18 protein-coding genes are annotated in these 17,755 nt (G+C 60.2%); 7 read left to right on the top strand and 11 right to left on the bottom strand.

What is annotated here, in order from left to right; all coding sequences use genetic code 11:
* Nucleotides 1-16: 16 nt before the first annotated feature.
* The 6 genes from LOY36_RS23975 to LOY36_RS23950 all read left to right on the top strand — a co-directional run bounded on the left by LOY36_RS23975 (nucleotide 17) and on the right by LOY36_RS23950 (nucleotide 8,551).
* Nucleotides 17-613 carry a nucleoside triphosphate pyrophosphatase gene (locus LOY36_RS23975; protein ID WP_258671164.1) on the top strand — a complete coding sequence of 199 codons (597 nt, stop codon included), beginning with the start codon at nucleotides 17-19 and terminating at the stop codon, nucleotides 611-613.
* Nucleotides 614-670: 57 nt separating this feature from the next.
* Nucleotides 671-2,128, top strand: coding sequence for a ribonuclease G (gene rng / locus LOY36_RS23970; protein ID WP_019647649.1), 1,458 nt, complete (start codon nucleotides 671-673; stop codon nucleotides 2,126-2,128).
* 75 nt (nucleotides 2,129-2,203) lie between these two features.
* On the top strand, nucleotides 2,204-6,007 hold the full coding sequence (locus LOY36_RS23965) for a YhdP family protein (RefSeq protein WP_258671163.1): 3,804 nt from the start codon (nucleotides 2,204-2,206) through the stop codon (nucleotides 6,005-6,007).
* 106 nt (nucleotides 6,008-6,113) lie between these two features.
* On the top strand, nucleotides 6,114-6,968 hold the full coding sequence (locus tag LOY36_RS23960) for a carbon-nitrogen hydrolase family protein (RefSeq protein ID WP_258671162.1): 855 nt from the start codon (nucleotides 6,114-6,116) through the stop codon (nucleotides 6,966-6,968).
* A gap of 12 nt (nucleotides 6,969-6,980) precedes the next feature.
* Nucleotides 6,981-8,423, top strand: coding sequence for a metalloprotease TldD (gene tldD / locus LOY36_RS23955; protein WP_258671161.1), 1,443 nt, complete (start codon nucleotides 6,981-6,983; stop codon nucleotides 8,421-8,423).
* 2 nt (nucleotides 8,424-8,425) lie between these two features.
* Nucleotides 8,426-8,551: a hypothetical protein gene (locus LOY36_RS23950; protein WP_019647652.1), complete on the top strand. Its 126-nt coding sequence runs from the start codon at nucleotides 8,426-8,428 to the stop codon at nucleotides 8,549-8,551.
* On the opposite strand, the gene yjgA is transcribed toward LOY36_RS23950, so the two are convergent.
* Nucleotides 8,548-9,072, bottom strand: a complete 525-nt coding sequence (gene yjgA / locus LOY36_RS23945; RefSeq protein ID WP_007941230.1) for a ribosome biogenesis factor YjgA — start codon at nucleotides 9,070-9,072, stop codon at nucleotides 8,548-8,550. The two genes, LOY36_RS23950 and yjgA, sit on opposite strands and share 4 nt — an antisense overlap.
* 108 nt (nucleotides 9,073-9,180) lie before the next feature.
* Here yjgA and pmbA point away from each other — a divergent pair, with 108 nt between their 5' ends.
* On the top strand, nucleotides 9,181-10,527 hold the full coding sequence (pmbA, locus tag LOY36_RS23940; protein ID WP_019647653.1) for a metalloprotease PmbA: 1,347 nt from the start codon (nucleotides 9,181-9,183) through the stop codon (nucleotides 10,525-10,527).
* A gap of 110 nt (nucleotides 10,528-10,637) precedes the next feature.
* Here the strand turns inward: pmbA and LOY36_RS23935 are convergent, their stop codons facing one another.
* From LOY36_RS23935 to LOY36_RS23890, 10 genes are all read right to left on the bottom strand, one after another.
* Nucleotides 10,638-10,910 (bottom strand): HPr family phosphocarrier protein, encoded by a 273-nt coding sequence (locus LOY36_RS23935; RefSeq protein ID WP_019647654.1) that lies wholly within the window; start codon nucleotides 10,908-10,910, stop codon nucleotides 10,638-10,640.
* A gap of 15 nt (nucleotides 10,911-10,925) precedes the next feature.
* Complete coding sequence (gene rapZ, locus LOY36_RS23930) at nucleotides 10,926-11,783, bottom strand: RNase adapter RapZ (RefSeq protein ID WP_018927209.1); 858 nt, start codon at nucleotides 11,781-11,783, stop codon at nucleotides 10,926-10,928.
* A 2-nt stretch (nucleotides 11,784-11,785) separates the two neighbouring features.
* The gene (gene ptsN, locus LOY36_RS23925) at nucleotides 11,786-12,250 is read right to left on the bottom strand and encodes a PTS IIA-like nitrogen regulatory protein PtsN (protein ID WP_018927208.1); all 465 of its coding nucleotides are present in this window, start codon (nucleotides 12,248-12,250) and stop codon (nucleotides 11,786-11,788) included.
* 12 nt (nucleotides 12,251-12,262) lie between these two features.
* Complete coding sequence (gene hpf / locus LOY36_RS23920) at nucleotides 12,263-12,571, bottom strand: ribosome hibernation-promoting factor, HPF/YfiA family (RefSeq protein WP_007941242.1); 309 nt, start codon at nucleotides 12,569-12,571, stop codon at nucleotides 12,263-12,265.
* Nucleotides 12,572-12,645: 74 nt separating this feature from the next.
* Nucleotides 12,646-14,139: an RNA polymerase factor sigma-54 gene (locus LOY36_RS23915; protein WP_026331852.1), complete on the bottom strand. Its 1,494-nt coding sequence runs from the start codon at nucleotides 14,137-14,139 to the stop codon at nucleotides 12,646-12,648.
* Nucleotides 14,140-14,323: 184 nt separating this feature from the next.
* Complete coding sequence (lptB, locus tag LOY36_RS23910; RefSeq protein ID WP_018927206.1) at nucleotides 14,324-15,049, bottom strand: LPS export ABC transporter ATP-binding protein; 726 nt, start codon at nucleotides 15,047-15,049, stop codon at nucleotides 14,324-14,326.
* On the bottom strand, nucleotides 15,049-15,594 hold the full coding sequence (lptA, locus tag LOY36_RS23905) for a lipopolysaccharide transport periplasmic protein LptA (RefSeq protein WP_018927205.1): 546 nt from the start codon (nucleotides 15,592-15,594) through the stop codon (nucleotides 15,049-15,051). The genes lptB and lptA overlap by 1 nt, the downstream gene beginning before the upstream one ends.
* Nucleotides 15,581-16,153: an LPS export ABC transporter periplasmic protein LptC gene (lptC, locus tag LOY36_RS23900; RefSeq protein ID WP_258671160.1), complete on the bottom strand. Its 573-nt coding sequence runs from the start codon at nucleotides 16,151-16,153 to the stop codon at nucleotides 15,581-15,583. The genes lptA and lptC overlap by 14 nt, the downstream gene beginning before the upstream one ends.
* Before the next feature lie 7 nt (nucleotides 16,154-16,160).
* Nucleotides 16,161-16,685 carry an HAD family hydrolase gene (locus LOY36_RS23895; RefSeq protein ID WP_064620298.1) on the bottom strand — a complete coding sequence of 175 codons (525 nt, stop codon included), beginning with the start codon at nucleotides 16,683-16,685 and terminating at the stop codon, nucleotides 16,161-16,163.
* Complete coding sequence (locus LOY36_RS23890) at nucleotides 16,685-17,659, bottom strand: KpsF/GutQ family sugar-phosphate isomerase (protein WP_064620295.1); 975 nt, start codon at nucleotides 17,657-17,659, stop codon at nucleotides 16,685-16,687. The genes LOY36_RS23895 and LOY36_RS23890 overlap by 1 nt, the downstream gene beginning before the upstream one ends.
* Nucleotides 17,660-17,755 lie beyond the last annotated feature (96 nt).

Here is a 17,755-nt window from a genome sequence, read left to right as displayed (position 1 = left end):
ACAGGGAGATGTCTTGATGAAACAGCTGTACCTCGCCTCAGGCTCGCCGCGTCGGCGTGAACTGCTCACGCAGATCGGCGTGCCGTTCACCGCCATCAGCGCGGACATCGACGAAACCCCTTTCCCTGAAGAATCCCCATCGGCCTATGTCGAGCGTTTGGCGCGCGGCAAGGCCGAGGTCGGGCGCGGAGCGATCGTGTCCGACGTGGATTTCTGCGTGCTGGGCGCCGACACTGCCGTGGTGCTGGACGGGAAAATTCTCGGCAAACCGGTGGATGAAGCCGAAGCATGCGCCATGCTTATGCTGTTGTCCGGGTGTGAGCATGAAGTGCTGACGGCGATTGCGGTGCACGATGGTGAACGTTGCGAGTCTCTGGTGGTGCGCAGTCTGGTGCGTTTTCGCACCATCGGCCGCGACGAAGCGGCGACCTACTGGGCCAGCGGCGAACCCCGGGACAAGGCGGGCGGCTACGGGATTCAAGGGCTGGGCGCGGTGTTCGTCGCCGGGCTCAATGGCAGCTACTCGGCGGTGGTCGGTTTGCCGCTGTGCGAAACCGCAGAACTACTCGGCCATTTCGGCATACCCTGTTGGCAAACCCTTAACGCGCACTGAGCGTCGTACTGACAAGATGCGGCCATTATCGTGAACATGCCTGAACGAGACCCTGCCATGAGTGAAGAGATCCTGATCAACATCACGCCGATGGAATCACGCGTGGCGGTGGTCGAAAACGGTGTTCTGCAAGAGGTCCATGTCGAACGCACGCAAAAGCGCGGGATCGTCGGCAACATCTACAAAGGCAAGGTCGTGCGGGTATTGCCGGGCATGCAGGCCGCCTTCGTCGACATCGGGCTGGACCGCGCCGCATTCATTCACGCCTCGGAAATTTCCCTGCGCGAAGGCCCGGCGGTGGAGAGCATCAGCTCGCTGGTTCACGAAGGCCAAAGCCTGGTGGTGCAAGTCACCAAGGACCCGATCGGCTCCAAAGGCGCACGCCTGACCACGCAACTGTCGATCCCGTCGCGCTATCTGGTGTACATGCCGCGCACTGCCCACGTCGGTATTTCCCTGAAGATCGAAGACGAAGCCGAGCGCGAACGCCTCAAGCAAGTGGTCACCGACTGCGTGGAGAAAGAAGGTATCAAGGAGGCCGGCGGTTTCATTCTGCGTACCGCTGCCGAAGGGGCCGGGGCCGATGAAATCCTCATGGACATCCGCTACCTGCGCAGGCTTTGGGACCAGATCAATGCCCAGATCAAAACCATCAACGCGCCGAGCGTGATCTACGAAGACCTCGGCCTGGCGTTGCGCACCTTGCGCGATCTGGTGAGCCCGAAGATCGAAAAGATCCGCATCGACTCCCGGGAAACCTTCCAGAAAACCACGCAGTTCGTCGCCGAACTGATGCCGGAAATCGCCGACCGTCTGGAGCATTATCCGGGCGAACGGCCGATTTTCGACTTGTATGGCGTCGAAGACGAAATCCAGAAAGCCCTGGAGCGCAAGGTGCCGCTCAAATCCGGTGGCTATCTGGTGGTCGACCCGGCGGAAGCCATGAGCACTATCGACGTCAACACCGGAGCCTTCGTCGGTCATCGCAATCTCGAAGAAACCATCTTCAAGACCAACCTCGAAGCCGCCACCGCCATTGCCCGTCAACTGCGTCTGCGCAACCTGGGCGGGATCATCATCATCGACTTCATCGACATGGAAGATGAAGAGCATCAGCGTCAGGTGCTGCGCACCCTCGAGAAGCAACTGGAGCGCGATCACGCCAAGACCAACATCATCGGCATCACCGAGTTGGGCCTGGTGCAGATGACCCGCAAGCGCACCCGCGAAAGTCTCGAGCAAGTGCTGTGCGAACCGTGCAGCAGCTGCCAGGGGCGCGGCAAGCTCAAGACTCCGGAAACCGTGTGCTACGAGATTTTCCGCGAAATCCTGCGTGAGGCCCGTGCCTATCAGGCCGAAGGTTATCGCGTGCTGGCGAACCAGAAAGTGGTCGACCGCTTGCTCGATGAAGAGTCGGGCAACGTCGCCGAGCTCGAAGGGTTTATCGGGCGCACCATTCGGTTTCAGGTAGAAACCATGTATTCCCAGGAACAATACGACGTGGTGCTGCTCTGAAGCGTTGTATTTCAATACCACTAGAACGGCTGGCCTCAGCTTTTTGCAGTATTTTTGCCATGGGAGCCAACTGACATGGACGGTCTGACACGCATTTTGGCCGCATTGACCCGCTGGGGTCTGGGCCTGTGCGCGTTGGTTTTGGTGTTGATGGCGCTGTTCGTCAGTCTCGGCCGGGAGCTGACACCGCTGGTGGCCGAATACCGTGCCGACGTCGAAGCCAAAGCCAGCGCCGCCGTGGGCATGCCACTGCACATCGGCGAACTGGAGGGCAACTGGAGTGGCCTCGCCCCGGTTCTGCTGGCCCATGACGTGATGGTCGGCGAGGGTTCCAATGCCTTGCGCCTGGACCAGGTGCGCGCGGTGCCGGATATCTGGGCCAGCCTGCTGGCGCGCGAAATACGCATCGCACATCTCGAACTCAACGGCCTGAAGATCAGCCTCAAGGAAGGCGAGGACGGTCATTGGGCGCTGGAAGGGTTGCCGGTGCGGCAGGATCAGCCGCTGGACCCGGAGCAGTTGTTCAATCGTATGCAGATGGTCCAGCAATTGTCGGTGCTCGACAGCCAGGTGACCTTGCAGCCACTGGATCAGCCGCCACTGACTCTGACCTACGTTGGCCTCAATCTGAGAACCGGTGTCTCGCGTCAGCGCATCGACGCCCGTTTGACCCTGCCCGACGGCCAGCCGGTTGCGATGAGCCTGCGCACCCGTATCCGCGCCAGCCAGTGGCAGGACGGCGAGGTTGAGGCTTACTTGAGCCTGCCACAAAGCGATTGGTCGAAATGGTTGCCCGAGCGCCTGACCCAACAATGGAATTTCTCCGAGATAAAGGCCGGTGGCGAGCTTTGGGTGAACTGGAGCGAGGGCGCCCTGCAAAGCGCCGCGATCCGTTTGAACGCACCGCAACTCAAGGGCGCCTACGCCGAGCGCAAGCCGATCCAGATCAACAATCTGGCGCTTAACGGGTATTTCCAGCGCAGCTCCACAGGCGTCCAGGTCACCCTGGATTCTCTGGCGATGAGCCTGGACGAAACCCGCTGGGAATCGAAACTGCAATTTCAACAAACGGCGGCGACCGACACAACGCCAGAGCTCTTGCATCTGCAAGCCGACCGCATCGACCTCACGCCGCTCACCCCGTTGCTGAACGCGTTGGGGCCGCTTCCGGAAGGTGTCGCTACGGCCGTCGAGCGGCTCAAGGTCACCGGGGTATTGCGCAACGTGCTGATTGACTTGCGCCCCGCGGCGACCGATGACAGCAAATTCAGCTTTGCCGCCAATCTTGAGCGGGTCGGCTTCGACGCCTATCACGGCGCACCGGCGGCGCGAAACGTCAGCGGCAGCATCAGCGGCAATCTCGGGCAGGGCGAGTTGCGCATGGACAGCAAGGATTTTTCCCTGCACCTGGACCCGATTTTCGCCAAGCCATGGCAGTACATTCAAGCCAATGCGCGGTTGACCTGGAAGCTCGATAAAGAAGGTTTCACCCTGATCGCGCCGTACCTGAAGGTGCTGGGCGAAGAGGGCAAGATTGCCGGCGACTTCCTGATTCGCCTGCATTTCGATCACACCCAGGAAGACTACATGGACCTGCGGGTCGGCCTGGTCGACGGCGACGGTCGCTACACCGCCAAGTACCTGCCGGTCGTGTTGAGCCCGGCGCTGGACGAATGGCTGCGTACGGCGATTCTCAAAGGCGCGGTGGATGAAGGTTTCTTCCAGTACCAGGGATCGCTGAACCACGGCGCCCCGGAAACAGCTCGCAGCATCAGCCTGTTTTTCAAGGTTCACGATGCCGAGCTGGCGTTTCAGCCGGGCTGGCCGCATGTCAGCAAGGTCAGCGGCGATGTGTTCATCGAAGACAGCGGCGTGCGGATTCTCGCGAGCAAGGGGCAATTGCTCGACACCCAGGTCAGCGACGTCTACGTCAATATTCCTCATGTGCCTGCCGGACAGAGCCCTCACCTGTTCCTCGATGGCGGGTTCGCCGGTGGGTTGGGCGATGGCCTGAAGATTCTGCAGGAAGCACCGATCGGCACCGCCGACACCTTCGCCGGCTGGGAGGGCGAGGGCGATCTGCAAGGCAAGGTCAACCTGGATATCCCGCTGGTCAAAGGTGAGCAACCGAAAATCCTCGTCGACTTCAAGACCGACAAGGCCCGTTTGAAACTTCGCGAGCCCACCCTGGAACTGACACAACTCAAGGGCGACTTCCGCTTCGACAGCGCCAAGGGTTTGAGCGGGCAAAAAATCACCGCGCGAGCGTTCGACAAGCCCGTGACTGCGCAGATTTTTGCCGATGGCAGTGCGGGCAAGCTCAACACTCGGGTCACCGCAGCGGGTCAGGTCGAGGTCAAGAAGCTCAGCGAATGGCTGAATGTCACTCAGCCGTTGCCGGTGTCCGGTGTGGTCCCTTATCAGCTGCAACTGAACCTTGATGGCGCCGACAGCCAATTGATAGTCAGCTCCAATCTCAAAGGCGTGGCGGTGGATTTGCCGGCGCCGTTCGGCATGGCGGCCGATGTCGGCCGCGACACCGTGTTCCGCATGACCCTGCAAGGACCGGAGCGGCGTTACTGGGTCAACTATGGTGAGCTGGCGAACTTCACGTTTGCGGCACCGACCGGCAATTTCGTCGACGGTCGCGGTGAGTTGTTTCTCGGCGGTGGTGATGCTGTGCTGCCCGGCAACAAAGGCCTGCGCGTGCGCGGTGTACTGTCCGAGCTGGATGTGTCTCCCTGGCAGGATCTTGTCAGCAAGTATGCTGGCCAGGATCCAGGCGGCAGCGCCAAGCAATTGCTCAGCGGCGCGGATTTCAAGGTTGGCAAGCTCAGCGGTTTCGGCACCACCCTTGATCAGGCGTCGGTGCAGTTGACGCGCAAGCCGGCCGCCTGGGCGCTGCAACTCGACAGTCAGCAGGCCAAGGGCACCGTCGGTATTCCCGATGCCAAAGCCACACCGATTGCGATCAATCTGCAATACGTACGTTTGCCGGCCCCAGACCCGACGGTGCTGGCCGACGAGAATTCGCCGGATCCGCTGGCCACCGTGGACCCGACGAAAATCCCGGCGCTGGATATCACCATCAATCAACTGTTCCAGGGGCAGGACCTGGTGGGTGCCTGGCTATTGAAAGTTCGCCCGACCGGTAAGGGCGTTGCCCTCAACTCCCTGGATATGGGCCTCAAGGGCATCTTCCTGCAGGGCAACGGCGGTTGGGAAGGCACACCTGGCAATTCCAGCAGTTGGTACAAGGGCCGGGTCAGTGGCAAGAACCTCGCCGACGTGCTCAAGGGCTGGGGCTTTGCGCCGAGCGTCACCAGCGAAGAGTTTCACATGGATGTCGACGGTCGCTGGCCTGGCTCACCGGCGTGGCTGGCCACCAAGCGCTTCTCCGGCAGCCTTGATGCGTCGCTCAATAAAGGTCAGTTTGTTGAAGTCGAGGGCAGCGCCCAGGCTCTACGGGTATTTGGCCTGCTCAACTTCAACTCCATTGGCCGCCGCTTGCGCCTGGACTTTTCCGACCTGTTCGGCAAAGGCTTGAGCTATGACCGGGTCAAAGGGCTGTTGGTCGCGAGCAACGGGGTCTACGTGACCCGTGAGCCGATCCTGCTGACCGGCCCGTCGAGCAACCTGGAGCTTAACGGCACCCTGGACCTGGTGGCTGATCAGGTCGATGCCAAGTTGCTGGTGACCTTGCCGGTGACCAACAATCTGCCGATTGCCGCGCTGATCGTCGGTGCGCCAGCCGTAGGTGGGGCGCTGTTCCTGATCGATAAGCTGATCGGTGACCGCGTGGCGCGCTTTGCCAGCGTCAGATACACGGTCAAAGGTCCGTGGAAAGAGCCGAAAATCACCTTCGACAAGCCTTTTTGAAAAGCCACTTTCCAAGCCTATGGAGTAGCATGGCCGTAAGTCCCCTGTAGGAGCTGCCGCAGGCGGTTCCTATAGGTATGTGTTGATTCCAGATAAGGAAATGGCCGTGTCTGTAGCAGTCATTCAAATGGTCAGCCAGAGCGACGTGCTGGCCAATCTGGCCCAGGCCCGTCGTCTGCTTGAGCAGGCAGCGTCCGGTGGCGCGCGGCTTGCCGTGCTGCCGGAAAACTTCGCAGCCATGGGTCGTCGCGACATTGCCGACATTGGTCGCGCCGAAGCGCTGGGCGAAGGCCCGATCCTGCCGTGGTTGAAACAGACCGCCCACGACCTCAAGTTATGGATAGTGGCTGGCACGTTGCCGTTGCCGCCGGCGGATCAACCGACGGCCAAAGCGCATGCGTGCTCGTTACTGGTCGATGATCAAGGCGAGACCGTGGCGCGGTACGACAAGCTGCACCTGTTCGACGTGGACGTGGCGGACAATCGCGGGCGTTATCGCGAATCCGATGACTATGCTTATGGCAGTGGCGTGGTGGTTGCCGATACGCCGGTCGGTCGAGTCGGCCTGACAGTGTGTTACGACTTGCGCTTTCCGGAGCTGTACAGCGAATTGCGTGCAGCCGGCGCGGAATTGATTACCGCCCCGTCGGCCTTTACCGCGGTGACCGGCGCGGCCCATTGGGACGTGCTGATTCGCGCGCGCGCCATCGAGACTCAATGTTACGTGCTCGCGGCCGCCCAGGGTGGCACTCATCCGGGACCGCGAGAAACCTTTGGTCATGCCGCGATTATCGACCCATGGGGGCGCGTGCTGGCACAACAGGATCAGGGCGAGGCCGTGCTGCTGGCCGAACGCGACAGCAGCGAACAGGCGTCCATCAGGGCGCGGATGCCGGTGTCCACTCACCGGCGCTTTTTCTCGCAGGGCGCTCAGCGACCTGCATCAGAACGACGAATTTAAGGCGTAAAGCATATGAGCGAGTTGTTGTCCTCTGTCAGTGAACACCTCCTGGCGCCCGGCGGCGTAACGATCGAGAGCCTGCAAGGTGTGCTCGGCGATCTGGCCGGCCCGGGCATCGATGCCGCCGACCTGTATTTCCAGGGGCAGATTTCCGAGTCCTGGGCGCTGGAAGACGGGATCGTCAAGGAAGGCAGCTTCAACCTCGACCAGGGCGTCGGCGTGCGTGCGCAATCGGGTGAAAAAACCGGTTTCGCCTACAGCAATGCGATCACCCTCGAAGCGCTGGGCGCGGCGGCCCGCGCGGCCCGTTCGATCTCCCGGGCCGGGCAGAATGGCACCGTGCAGGCGTTCACCACCCAGGATGTCGCTCAGTTGTACGGGCCGGACAACCCGCTGGAAGTAATGACCCGCGCCGAGAAAGTCGAGCTGCTCAAGCGCATCGACGTGGCGACCCGCGCCCTCGACCCGCGTATTCAGCAAGTCACCGTGAGCATGGCCGGGGTCTGGGAGCGGATTCTGATCGCCTCCACCGATGGCGGCCTGGCGGCAGATGTGCGGCCGTTGGTGCGTTTCAACGTCAGCGTGATCGTCGAGCAGAACGGTCGTCGTGAGCGCGGCGGCCATGGCGGTGGCGGTCGTACCGACTACCGCTATTTCCTCAGCGAAGACCGCGCCATGGGTTATGCCCGTGAAGCGTTGCGTCAGGCACTGGTGAATCTGGAAGCCATCCCGGCGCCGGCCGGTACGTTGCCGGTGGTGTTGGGTTCGGGTTGGTCCGGCGTGTTGCTGCACGAAGCCGTCGGGCACGGTCTGGAAGGCGATTTCAACCGCAAGGGCAGTTCGGCCTACAGCGGGCGCATGGGCGAGATGGTTGCATCGAAGCTTTGCACCATCGTCGATGACGGCACCCTCGCCGGCCGCCGAGGTTCGCTGAGTGTCGACGACGAAGGCACGCCGACCGAGTGCACCACGCTGATCGAAAAAGGCGTGCTCAAAGGGTATATGCAGGACAAGCTCAATGCGCGCCTGATGGGCGTGGCCCGCACTGGCAACGGTCGTCGCGAATCCTACGCGCACCTGCCGATGCCGCGCATGACCAACACTTACATGCTCGGTGGCGAAAGCGACCCGGCGGAAATCATCGCCTCGGTGAAAAAAGGCATCTACTGCGCCAACCTCGGCGGCGGTCAGGTGGACATCACCAGTGGCAAGTTCGTGTTCTCCACCAGCGAGGCGTACCTGATCGAAGACGGCAAGATTACCGCCCCGGTCAAAGGCGCGACGTTGATCGGCAACGGGCCGGAAGCCATGAGCCGGGTGTCGATGGTCGGTAACGATCTGGCGCTGGACAGCGGTGTGGGAACGTGTGGCAAGGATGGGCAGTCGGTGCCGGTGGGTGTCGGCCAGCCAACGCTGAAAATCGATGCGATCACCGTGGGTGGCACGGGCGCGTAAGGATGCACAAGATTCATGTAGGAGCTGCCGCAGGCTGCGATCTTTTGACTTTGGATTTTCAAAAGAAAGATCAAAAGATCGCAGCCTTCGGCAGCTCCTACACGAAGGATGCCGTCGGCTTTATTTAACGCAAACCGCGTTGAGTCTCGTCCAGCTCACGGATGTACTTGAAGATTTTACGGCTCGAAGCCGGTGGCTTGTTGGTCGCCAGTTCGTGCTGGGCCTGACGGATCAGGGAGCGCAATTGTTGACGATCGGCCTCCGGGTAATCGACGACGAACTTCTCCAGGACGGCGTCGTCGCCTGCGATCAAGCGATCGCGCCAGCGTTCCAGGCCGTGGAAACGTTCGTTGTACTGCCGGGTGGAGGCATCGAGTTGATCGAGCAGAGTGAGAATGGCGCCAGTGTCCTGATCGCGCATCAGCTTGCCGATAAACTGAAGGTGCCGTTTACGCGCGATGTTCGCGGTGTGCTTGGGCGCATCGGCCAGAGCCCGGCGCAAAGCGTCGGTCAACGGCAGTTTTGCCAGCAGGTCAGGCTTGAGTGTTGTAAGGCGCTCGCCGAGGTCAACCAGAGCATGCAGCTCGCGTTTGACCTGGGATTTGCTTTTTTCTCCCGTATCGAGGGAGTCGTCGTAAGAATCAACCATGGTGGCCGTCCGCAAAGAAACGCCGCCATGATAACCAGTCGGGGGCCGCTTGTCCGGCCCGGTCGCTCGATGACCGTTACCGAAAGCAGAATTTGAGTGGAGAACAGCATGAGTGCAGTTGAAAGCGTCGGCCCACAAGCGTTGCCGGCACTGCAAGAGCAAGTCGAGCAGATCATTGCTGAAGCCAAGCGCCAGGGCGCCAGTGCCTGTGAAGTGGCGGTGTCGCTGGAGCAGGGCCTGTCGACCACGGTCCGTCAGCGGGAAGTCGAAACCGTTGAGTTCAATCGCGACCAGGGCTTCGGTATTACCCTGTATGTAGGGCAGCGCAAAGGCTCGGCCAGCACCTCGGCCAGCGGTTCGGAAGCGATTCGCGAAACCGTCGCTGCTGCGCTGGCGATTGCCAGGCACACGTCTGAAGACGAAGCCGCAGGCCTGGCGGATGCCGCGCTGATGGCCAAGGACCTGCAGGATTTCGACCTGTTCCACCAATGGAGCATCACCCCGGAGCAAGCCATCGAGCAGGCCCTGGCCTGTGAAGCGGCGGCGTTTGCCGCCGACAGTCGGATCAAGAACGCCGACGGCACCACCCTCAGCACTCATCAGGGTTGCCGTGTGTACGGCAACAGCCACGGTTTTATCGGCGGTTACGCCTCGACCCGTCACAGCCTCAGCTGCGTGATGATCGCCGAGGCCGATGGCCAGATGCAGCGTGATTACTGGTACGACGTGAACCGGCAGGGCAATTTGTTGGCCAGCCCGGAGAGCATCGGCCAGCGTGCCGCGCAACGGGCGGCGAGCCGCTTGGGCGCACGCCCGGTACCGACCTGCGAAGTGCCGGTGCTGTTTTCTGCGGAACTGGCCGGCGGTTTGTTCGGCAGTTTCCTCTCGGCGATTTCCGGCGGCAGTCTATATCGCAAGTCTTCGTTCCTCGAAGGCACGCTGGGGCAGAAACTGTTCCCGGAATGGCTGACCATCGATGAGCGTCCGCACTTGATGCGCGCTTTGGGCAGCTCTGCCTTCGACGGCGATGGCCTGGCGACCTACGCCAAGCCGTTCGTGGAAAACGGCGAGCTGGTGTCCTACGTGCTTGGCACCTATTCCGGCCGCAAGCTGGGTATGCCGAGCACCGCCAATGCCGGCGGCGTGCACAACCTGTTCGTCACCCATGGCGACGAAGATCAGGCGGCCCTGTTGCGCCGCATGGGTCGTGGCCTACTGGTCACTGAATTGATGGGGCAGGGCCTGAACATGGTCACTGGCGATTACTCCCGTGGCGCAGCGGGTTTCTGGGTCGAGAACGGCGAAATCCAGTTCGCGGTCCAGGAAGTGACTATTGCCGGCAACATGCGTGACATGTTCAAGCAGATCATTGCGGTCGGTAATGACCTGGAATTGCGCAGCAACATTCGCACAGGTTCGGTGTTGATCGAGCGGATGACGGTGGCGGGTAGTTAAGCTGCGGTTGCTGCACAAAAAAACGCGCCACCCAATAGGGTGGCGTTTTTTTGTGGATCAAAAGATCGCAGCCTTCGGCAGCTCCTACAGGGGCTGCGATCTTTTGACGTTTATTCGCCTTCGTCGAAGAAGTTGTTGATCAGCGCCACCAGCGCATCCAGCGCTTCCTGCTCTTGTTCGCCTTCGGTACTCAGGTGGATTGTGGTGCCTTTTCCCGCGGCCAGCATCATCATGGCCATGATGCTTTTGCCGTCGACCATCGTTTCCGGTGTACGGCCAGCCCTGATCTGACAAGGGTACTGCCCGGCGACGCCAACGAATTTTGCAGACGCGCGGGCATGCAGGCCCAGCTTGTTGATGATTTCGATTTCCAGAGCAGGCATCGCGATGTGAATCCTTTAGCTGAGGTCGCGGTGGCGAACCTGGACGTTCTTCAGGGATTGTTGCAGTACCTGGCCCAGACGTTCGGTCAGGTAGACAGAGCGGTGATGCCCGCCGGTGCAGCCAATGGCAATGGTGACATAGGCGCGGTTGCTGGCGGCAAAGCGGGGCAGCCACTTGAGCAGGTAGGAGGAAATGTCCTGGAACATCTCTTCGACATCCGGCTGCGCCGCCAGGTAGTCGGCCACCGGTTGATCGAGCCCGGACTGTGCCCGCAGCTCCGGTTTCCAGTAAGGGTTAGGCAGGCAGCGCACGTCGAACACCAGATCGGCGTCCACCGGCATGCCACGCTTGAACCCGAAAGACTCCACCAGGAACGCAGTGCCGGGCTCCGGCTGATTCAGCAGGCGCAGCTTGATGGTATCGCGCAGCTGATACAGGTTCAGATTGGTGGTGTTGACCTTGAGGTCGGCCAGATCGGCGATCGGCCCCAGCAGATTGGTTTCGTCCTCTATCGCCTCCGCCAGCGAGCGATTGGCACTGCTCAGCGGGTGACGGCGGCGGGTTTCCGAAAAACGTTTGAGCAGGGTCTCTTCATCGGCGTCCAGATACAGCACATCGCACTGGATATGCCGGCTGCGGACTTCTTCCAGCAATTCGGGAAACCGTGACAGGTGGCTCGGCAAGTTGCGTGCATCGATGGACACGGCCACCAGCGGTTGTGCCAGTTCGGTATGAATCAGCGCGCGTTCGGCCAGTTCCGGCAACAGTCCGGCGGGCAGGTTGTCGATGCAGTAGTAGCCGTTGTCCTCGAGAACATCGAGGGCAGTGCTTTTACCTGAGCCGGAGCGGCCGCTGACGATGATCAGGCGCATGATTAGTGACCGTTTTGCTCGTCCAGGACAACCTGATACAAGGCTTCGTTGCTCGGGGCGCTGCGCAGTTTTTCACGCACTTCCTTGCGATCAAGCATGCTGGCGATCTGGCGCAGCAACTCCAGGTGCGCATCGGTGGCGGCTTCCGGGACCAGCAGTACAAACAGCAGGTCAACCGGGGCACCGTCGATGGCGTCGAAATCGATGGGTGCATCCAGGTGCATCAAGGCACTGATGGGCGATCCGCAGCCCTTGAGACGGCAGTGGGGGATGGCGATACCGTTGCCAAAACCGGTGGAACCGAGTTTTTCACGGGCGACCAGACTCTCGAAGACATCCTGCATGGCCAGATCCGGCACTTCGCGATGGATGAGGTTGGCAATTTGCTCGAGGGCTTTCTTTTTACTGCCGCCCGGCACGTTCACCAGGGAACGGCCGGGGGTCAGGATGCTTTCAAGTCGGATCATGGGTTGGGAGTGTTAACGACCGGTCGCGCCCTGGAGGAGGCTCTGGGTCTTTTCCTTATGCTTTTTGAGTTGTTTATCCAGCTTGTCGGTCAGTGCGTCGATCGCTGCGTACATATCGGTATGTTCCGCGTTAGCGACCACCTCATTGCCGGGAATATGCAGCGTGGCTTCGATTTTCTGCTTGAGCTTCTCGACCGTCATCGTGACCTGCACGTTGGTGATCTTGTCGAAATGCCTCTCTAATCGTTCGAGTTTTTCGCCGATGTAGGTGCGAAGAGGTTCGGTCACTTCCAGTTGGTGTCCACTGATGTTGACTTGCATACAGCTTCTCCTTCGTTGCCAGTGCATAAAGCGGTAGATCCGATGATCTACCACTGGAACGCTGTGGCGTGGCTCTACATCAACCGCTTGCGTTCGCTCGAAGGCGCGATTCCTAGGGATTCGCGGTACTTGGCGACGGTGCGGCGAGCCACCTGAATGCCTTGTGCCTCCAGTAAACCAGCGATCTTGCTGTCACTCAACGGCTTTTTCTGATTTTCCGCGGCAACCAGTTTTTTGATGATCGCGCGGATCGCCGTGGACGAGCATTCACCGCCTTCGGAGGTGCTGACGTGGCTGGAAAAAAAGTATTTCAGTTCATAGATGCCCCGTGGGGTATGCATGAATTTTTGCGTGGTCACCCGTGAAATCGTCGATTCGTGCATGCCCACCGCTTCGGCGATGTCATGCAGCACCAACGGTTTCATGGCCTCGTCGCCGTACTCCAGGAAGCCGCGTTGATGCTCGACGATCTGGGTGGCCACTTTCATCAGGGTTTCGTTGCGGCTTTGCAGGCTCTTGATGAACCAGCGAGCCTCCTGCAGCTGATTACGCATGAAGGTGTTATCAGCGCTGGTATCGGCGCGGCGTACGAAGCCGGCGTATTGGGCGTTGACCCGCAGGCGTGGCACCGACTCCTGGTTCAGTTCCACCAGCCAGCGCTCGTTGTCCTTGCGCACGATCACGTCGGGAACGACGTATTCGGCTTCGGTGGACTCGATTTGCGAACCCGGGCGCGGGTTGAGGCTCTGGACCAGTTCGATCACTTGGCGCAGTTCGTCTTCCTTGAGCTTCATGCGGCGCATCAGCTGGCTGTAGTCGCGGCTGCCGAGCAGGTCGATGTAATCGGTGACCAGGCGCTTGGCCTCGGTCAGCCAAGGGGTCTTGGCGGGCAGTTGACGCAGTTGCAGCAGCAGGCATTCACCGAGGTTGCGGGCGCCGATACCGGCGGGCTCGAATTGCTGGATGCGGTGCAGGACGGCTTCGATTTCGTCCAGTTCGATGTCCAGTTCCGGATCGAAGGCCTCAAGGATTTCCTCGAGGGTTTCATCCAGATAGCCCTGATTGTTGATGCAGTCGATCAGGGTCACGGCGATCAGGCGATCGGTGTCGGACATCGGTGCCAGGTTCAGTTGCCAGAGCAAATGGCTTTGCAGGCTTTCACCGGCCGAAGTACGGGTGGTGAAATCCCACTCGTCGTCATCGTTGCTCGGCAGGCTGCTGGCGCTGGTCTGGTAGACGTCTTCCCAAGCAGTATCGACAGGCAATTCGTTGGGAATGCGCTCGTTCCAGTCGCCTTCCTCAAGGTTATCCACCGTCGGGGCGGTTTCCTGGTAGGAGGGTTCCTGAATGTCGGCGTTGGGTTGCTGTTCGGCTTTGTCGGCCAAGGGGTCGGCGTTATCGAAGTCGTCGCCTTCTTCCTGGCGTTCGAGCATCGGATTGGACTCCAGGGCCTCCTGGATTTCCTGTTGCAGGTCCAGGGTCGACAATTGGAGCAGGCGGATGGCCTGTTGCAGCTGCGGTGTCATCGTCAGCTGCTGGCCCATTCTCAAGACTAGCGATGGTTTCATGGCAGGGGCTTAACACCTTATTCGCCGGCGCACATGCGCCATCCACTACAGGGCGCCGAAGCGCCAAACATAAGCAAATTATATGCCTGAAACTGAAGTGTTTGCCTAGAGCGCTGTAACAATAAAAAACTATTGATTTTTTATTGAGATGAGCACCGAGGCGACTGGCCAGGCACCTCAGCGCTTACAGGCGGAACTCATGGCCCAGATACACTTCCTTGACCAGTTCGTTGGCCAGGATGGTGGCGGAGTCGCCTTCGGCGATCAGCTGGCCATCGTTGACGATGTAGGCGGTTTCGCAGATGTCCAGGGTTTCACGGACGTTGTGGTCAGTGATCAGCACGCCAATGCCTTTGGCCTTGAGGTGATGGATGATCTGCTTGATGTCGCCCACCGAGATCGGATCCACGCCGGCGAAGGGTTCGTCGAGGAGGATGAATTTCGGGTTGGTGGCCAGTGCCCGGGCGATTTCCACTCGACGGCGTTCACCACCGGACAGGCTCATGCCAAGGCTGTCACGGATGTGGTGGATGTGAAACTCCTGCAGCAGGCTTTCCAGCTCTTTGCGGCGACCGGCCTTGTCGAGTTCCTTGCGGGTCTCGAGGATGGCCATGATGTTGTCGGTCACTGACAGTTTGCGGAAGATCGACGCTTCTTGCGGAAGATAGCCGATACCGGCCTTCGCACGACCGTGCATCGGCTGGTGGCTGACGTCCAGGTCGTCGATCAGTACGCGACCCTGATCGGCTTGTACCAGACCCACGATCATGTAGAAACAGGTGGTTTTGCCGGCGCCGTTGGGGCCAAGCAGGCCGACGATCTGGCCGCTGTCGATGGACAGGCTGACGTCACGCACGACCTGGCGGCTCTTGTAGCTCTTGGCCAGATGCTGAGCTTTCAGAGTTGCCATTACTGGGTTTTCTCGTCGGTTTTCTTCTTCGGCTGGATCACCATGTCGATACGCGGACGTGTCTCGGTGACCTTGCTGCCCGTGGCGCGACCGGCGCTGGCGAGTTTTTTCACCGTGTCATAGACGATTTTTTCGCCCTGGGTGACGTTGTTGTCCTTGTCGACAACTTTGGCCTTGTCGATCAGTACGACGCGGTTTTGCGCGGCGTGATATTGGATGGTCACGCCCCAACCCTGAACAGGCTTGGTGTCGCCAGCTGTTTGCAACTGCTCGAAGTACGCCAGGTTGCCCACCGAGGTCACCACGTCGATGTCGCCAGTCGGGGTGCGAGTGATGGTCACGGTGTTGCCGGTGACCTTCATCGAGCCCTGAGTGATGATCACATCACCTTTATAGGTGGCAACACCGTTCTTGTCGTCCAGTTGGGCGTCGTCGGCCTGAATGCGGATAGGCTGCGCTTGATCGGTCGGCAGAGCCCAGGCGCTCACGCTTCCCAGTGCTGCGCTCAGACTGAGCAAAATAGGGAGGGTTTTAACGAGCCTCATACTGTCCTCTTACGTTCGATAGCAGGTGTATCCTGCTTTCTTTCAAGTACGCTTTCATTCCGTTGCCTGTCGATACACCGCCGGCGCCGTCGATTCTAACGGGTTGATCGGTCTGCGCATATTGCTGCTGCGGGAACACTGTCATACGGGTGGTGGTAATCAGGGTTTTACGGTTTTTTTCGTCGAAACGCGTGATACGTACCGAGTCGATCAGCTCGACCTGGGTGCCGTCCGCGTTGACTTCGCCGCGTTCGCTCTGGACGTGCCAAGGGAATTCGGTGCCACGAAACATGTTCAGGTCAGGGTTGGACAGCAACGTCACTTCCGTCGCCTTCAGGTGTTCGACCTTGTCGGACGTCATTTCGTACTGCAATTTGCCGTCCGGCAGGTACTGCACGCTGTGGGCGTTGATGGCGTAATAGTCGATCGCGCTTTCATCGACCTTGACCACTGGCTTATCGAGGAAGCGTTCCGGGCTGATGTTCCAGTAGCCGACCGCTGCGAATAGCGCCGCGATGCAACCGAATATCAGGATGTTGCGAATCTTTTTGCTCAGCATGATGGGCTCACAGGTACGCGGCGTTGGCCGCATCGAGGCGGCCCTGGGCGCGCAGGATCAATTCGCAGAATTCGCGCGCGGCACCCTCGCCGCCACGGGCCTGGGTGATGCCGTGGGCGTGTTCGCGCACGAAGCTGGCGGCGTTGGCCACGGCCATGCCCAGACCGACGCGGCGAATCACCGGCAGGTCCGGCAGGTCGTCGCCGAGGTAGGCCACTTGTTCATAGTTCAGGTTGAGTTGGGCAAGGAGCTCGTCGAGCACCACCAGTTTGTCTTCGCGACCCTGGTACAGGTGTGGAATGCCGAGGTTCCTGGCTCGTCGTTCGACCACCGGGGTCTTGCGTCCGCTGATGATAGCGGTCTGCACGCCGGCTGCCATCAACATCTTGATGCCTTGGCCGTCGAGGGTGTTGAAAGTCTTGAATTCGCTGCCGTCTTCGAGGAAGTACAGGCGCCCGTCGGTCAGTACGCCGTCGACGTCGAATACCGCCAGTTTGATCTGTTTGCCGCGTTGCAGCAGGTCCGTGCTCATTACATTACTCCAGCGCGCAGCAAATCGTGCATGTTCAGGGCGCCGACCGGGCGGTCTTCGCTGTCGACCACGACCAGTGCATTGATCTTGTGGTCTTCCATGATTTTCAACGCCTCGGCAGCCAGCATCTCGGCACGTGCGGTCTTGCCGTGGGCGGTCATCACCTGCTCGATGGTGGCGCTGTGGATGTCGATGCTGCGGTCCAGGGTGCGACGCAGATCGCCGTCGGTGAAGATCCCGGCAAGTTTACCGTTGGCTTCCAGAATCACGGTCATGCCCAGGCCCTTGCGGGTCATTTCCATCAATGCGTCCTTGAGCAGGGTGCCGCGCTGAACCTGCGGCAGCTCTTGCCCGGCGTGCATGACGTTTTCCACTTTCAGAAGCAAGCGTCGGCCAAGTGCGCCGCCTGGGTGGGAAAAAGCGAAATCTTCAGCGGTAAAACCGCGGGCTTCCAGCAGCGCCACCGCCAGGGCATCGCCCATCACCAGAGCGGCGGTGGTCGATGAGGTTGGCGCCAGGTTCAGCGGGCAGGCTTCGTGCTCGACGTGAACGTTGAGGTTGACCTCGGCAGCCTTGGCCAGTGCCGAGTCGGGATTGCCGGTGACGCTGATCAATTTGATTCCCAGGCGCTTGATCAGTGGCAGCAGGGTAACGATTTCATTGGTGGAGCCGGAGTTCGACAGTGCCAGGATGATGTCGTCACGCGTGATCATGCCCATGTCGCCGTGGCTGGCTTCGGCTGGATGCACGAAGAACGCCGTGGTGCCGGTGCTGGCCAGGGTGGCGGCGATCTTGTTGCCGATGTGCCCCGATTTGCCCATGCCGACCACGACTACGCGGCCTTTGCTGGCCAGAATCATCTCGCAAGCGCGTACGAAATCTGCGTCGATATGGGGTAACAAGCCTTGCACGGCTTCCAGTTCGAGACGGATGGTGCGTTGTGCAGATTGAATCAGGTCGCTGGATTGGCTCATGTCAGAAATCGTATAGCCTGATGAAAAGGCGGCGATTATAACGGTAATGATCAAAACCCTCACGCAAGTTCGTCGCGGTTTGTCATTCCTTGTTAC

Source organism: Pseudomonas sp. B21-019, from assembly GCF_024749225.1.
In the GTDB taxonomy this organism is placed as follows: Bacteria; Pseudomonadota; Gammaproteobacteria; order Pseudomonadales; family Pseudomonadaceae; genus Aquipseudomonas.
Note: the sequence above shows the minus strand (reverse complement) of the source record. Positions and strands in the feature narration are given on the sequence as shown.

Excerpts from the sequence above, each read along its gene's own strand:
- LOY36_RS23975 (WP_258671164.1), top strand. The coding sequence starts at position 17 with ATGAAACAGCTGTACCTCGCCTCAGGCTCGCCGCGTCGGCGTGAACTG.
- rng (WP_019647649.1), top strand. The coding sequence starts at position 671 with ATGAGTGAAGAGATCCTGATCAACATCACGCCGATGGAATCACGCGTG.
- LOY36_RS23965 (WP_258671163.1), top strand. The coding sequence starts at position 2,204 with ATGGACGGTCTGACACGCATTTTGGCCGCATTGACCCGCTGGGGTCTG.
- tldD (WP_258671161.1), top strand. The coding sequence starts at position 6,981 with ATGAGCGAGTTGTTGTCCTCTGTCAGTGAACACCTCCTGGCGCCCGGC.
- LOY36_RS23950 (WP_019647652.1), top strand. The coding sequence starts at position 8,426 with ATGCACAAGATTCATGTAGGAGCTGCCGCAGGCTGCGATCTTTTGACT.
- yjgA (WP_007941230.1), bottom strand. The coding sequence starts at position 9,072 with ATGGTTGATTCTTACGACGACTCCCTCGATACGGGAGAAAAAAGCAAA.
- pmbA (WP_019647653.1), top strand. The coding sequence starts at position 9,181 with ATGAGTGCAGTTGAAAGCGTCGGCCCACAAGCGTTGCCGGCACTGCAA.
- LOY36_RS23935 (WP_019647654.1), bottom strand. The coding sequence starts at position 10,910 with ATGCCTGCTCTGGAAATCGAAATCATCAACAAGCTGGGCCTGCATGCC.
- rapZ (WP_018927209.1), bottom strand. The coding sequence starts at position 11,783 with ATGCGCCTGATCATCGTCAGCGGCCGCTCCGGCTCAGGTAAAAGCACT.
- ptsN (WP_018927208.1), bottom strand. The coding sequence starts at position 12,250 with ATGATCCGACTTGAAAGCATCCTGACCCCCGGCCGTTCCCTGGTGAAC.
- hpf (WP_007941242.1), bottom strand. The coding sequence starts at position 12,571 with ATGCAAGTCAACATCAGTGGACACCAACTGGAAGTGACCGAACCTCTT.
- LOY36_RS23915 (WP_026331852.1), bottom strand. The coding sequence starts at position 14,139 with ATGAAACCATCGCTAGTCTTGAGAATGGGCCAGCAGCTGACGATGACA.
- lptB (WP_018927206.1), bottom strand. The coding sequence starts at position 15,049 with ATGGCAACTCTGAAAGCTCAGCATCTGGCCAAGAGCTACAAGAGCCGC.
- lptA (WP_018927205.1), bottom strand. The coding sequence starts at position 15,594 with ATGAGGCTCGTTAAAACCCTCCCTATTTTGCTCAGTCTGAGCGCAGCA.
- lptC (WP_258671160.1), bottom strand. The coding sequence starts at position 16,153 with ATGCTGAGCAAAAAGATTCGCAACATCCTGATATTCGGTTGCATCGCG.
- LOY36_RS23895 (WP_064620298.1), bottom strand. The coding sequence starts at position 16,685 with ATGAGCACGGACCTGCTGCAACGCGGCAAACAGATCAAACTGGCGGTA.
- LOY36_RS23890 (WP_064620295.1), bottom strand. The coding sequence starts at position 17,659 with ATGAGCCAATCCAGCGACCTGATTCAATCTGCACAACGCACCATCCGT.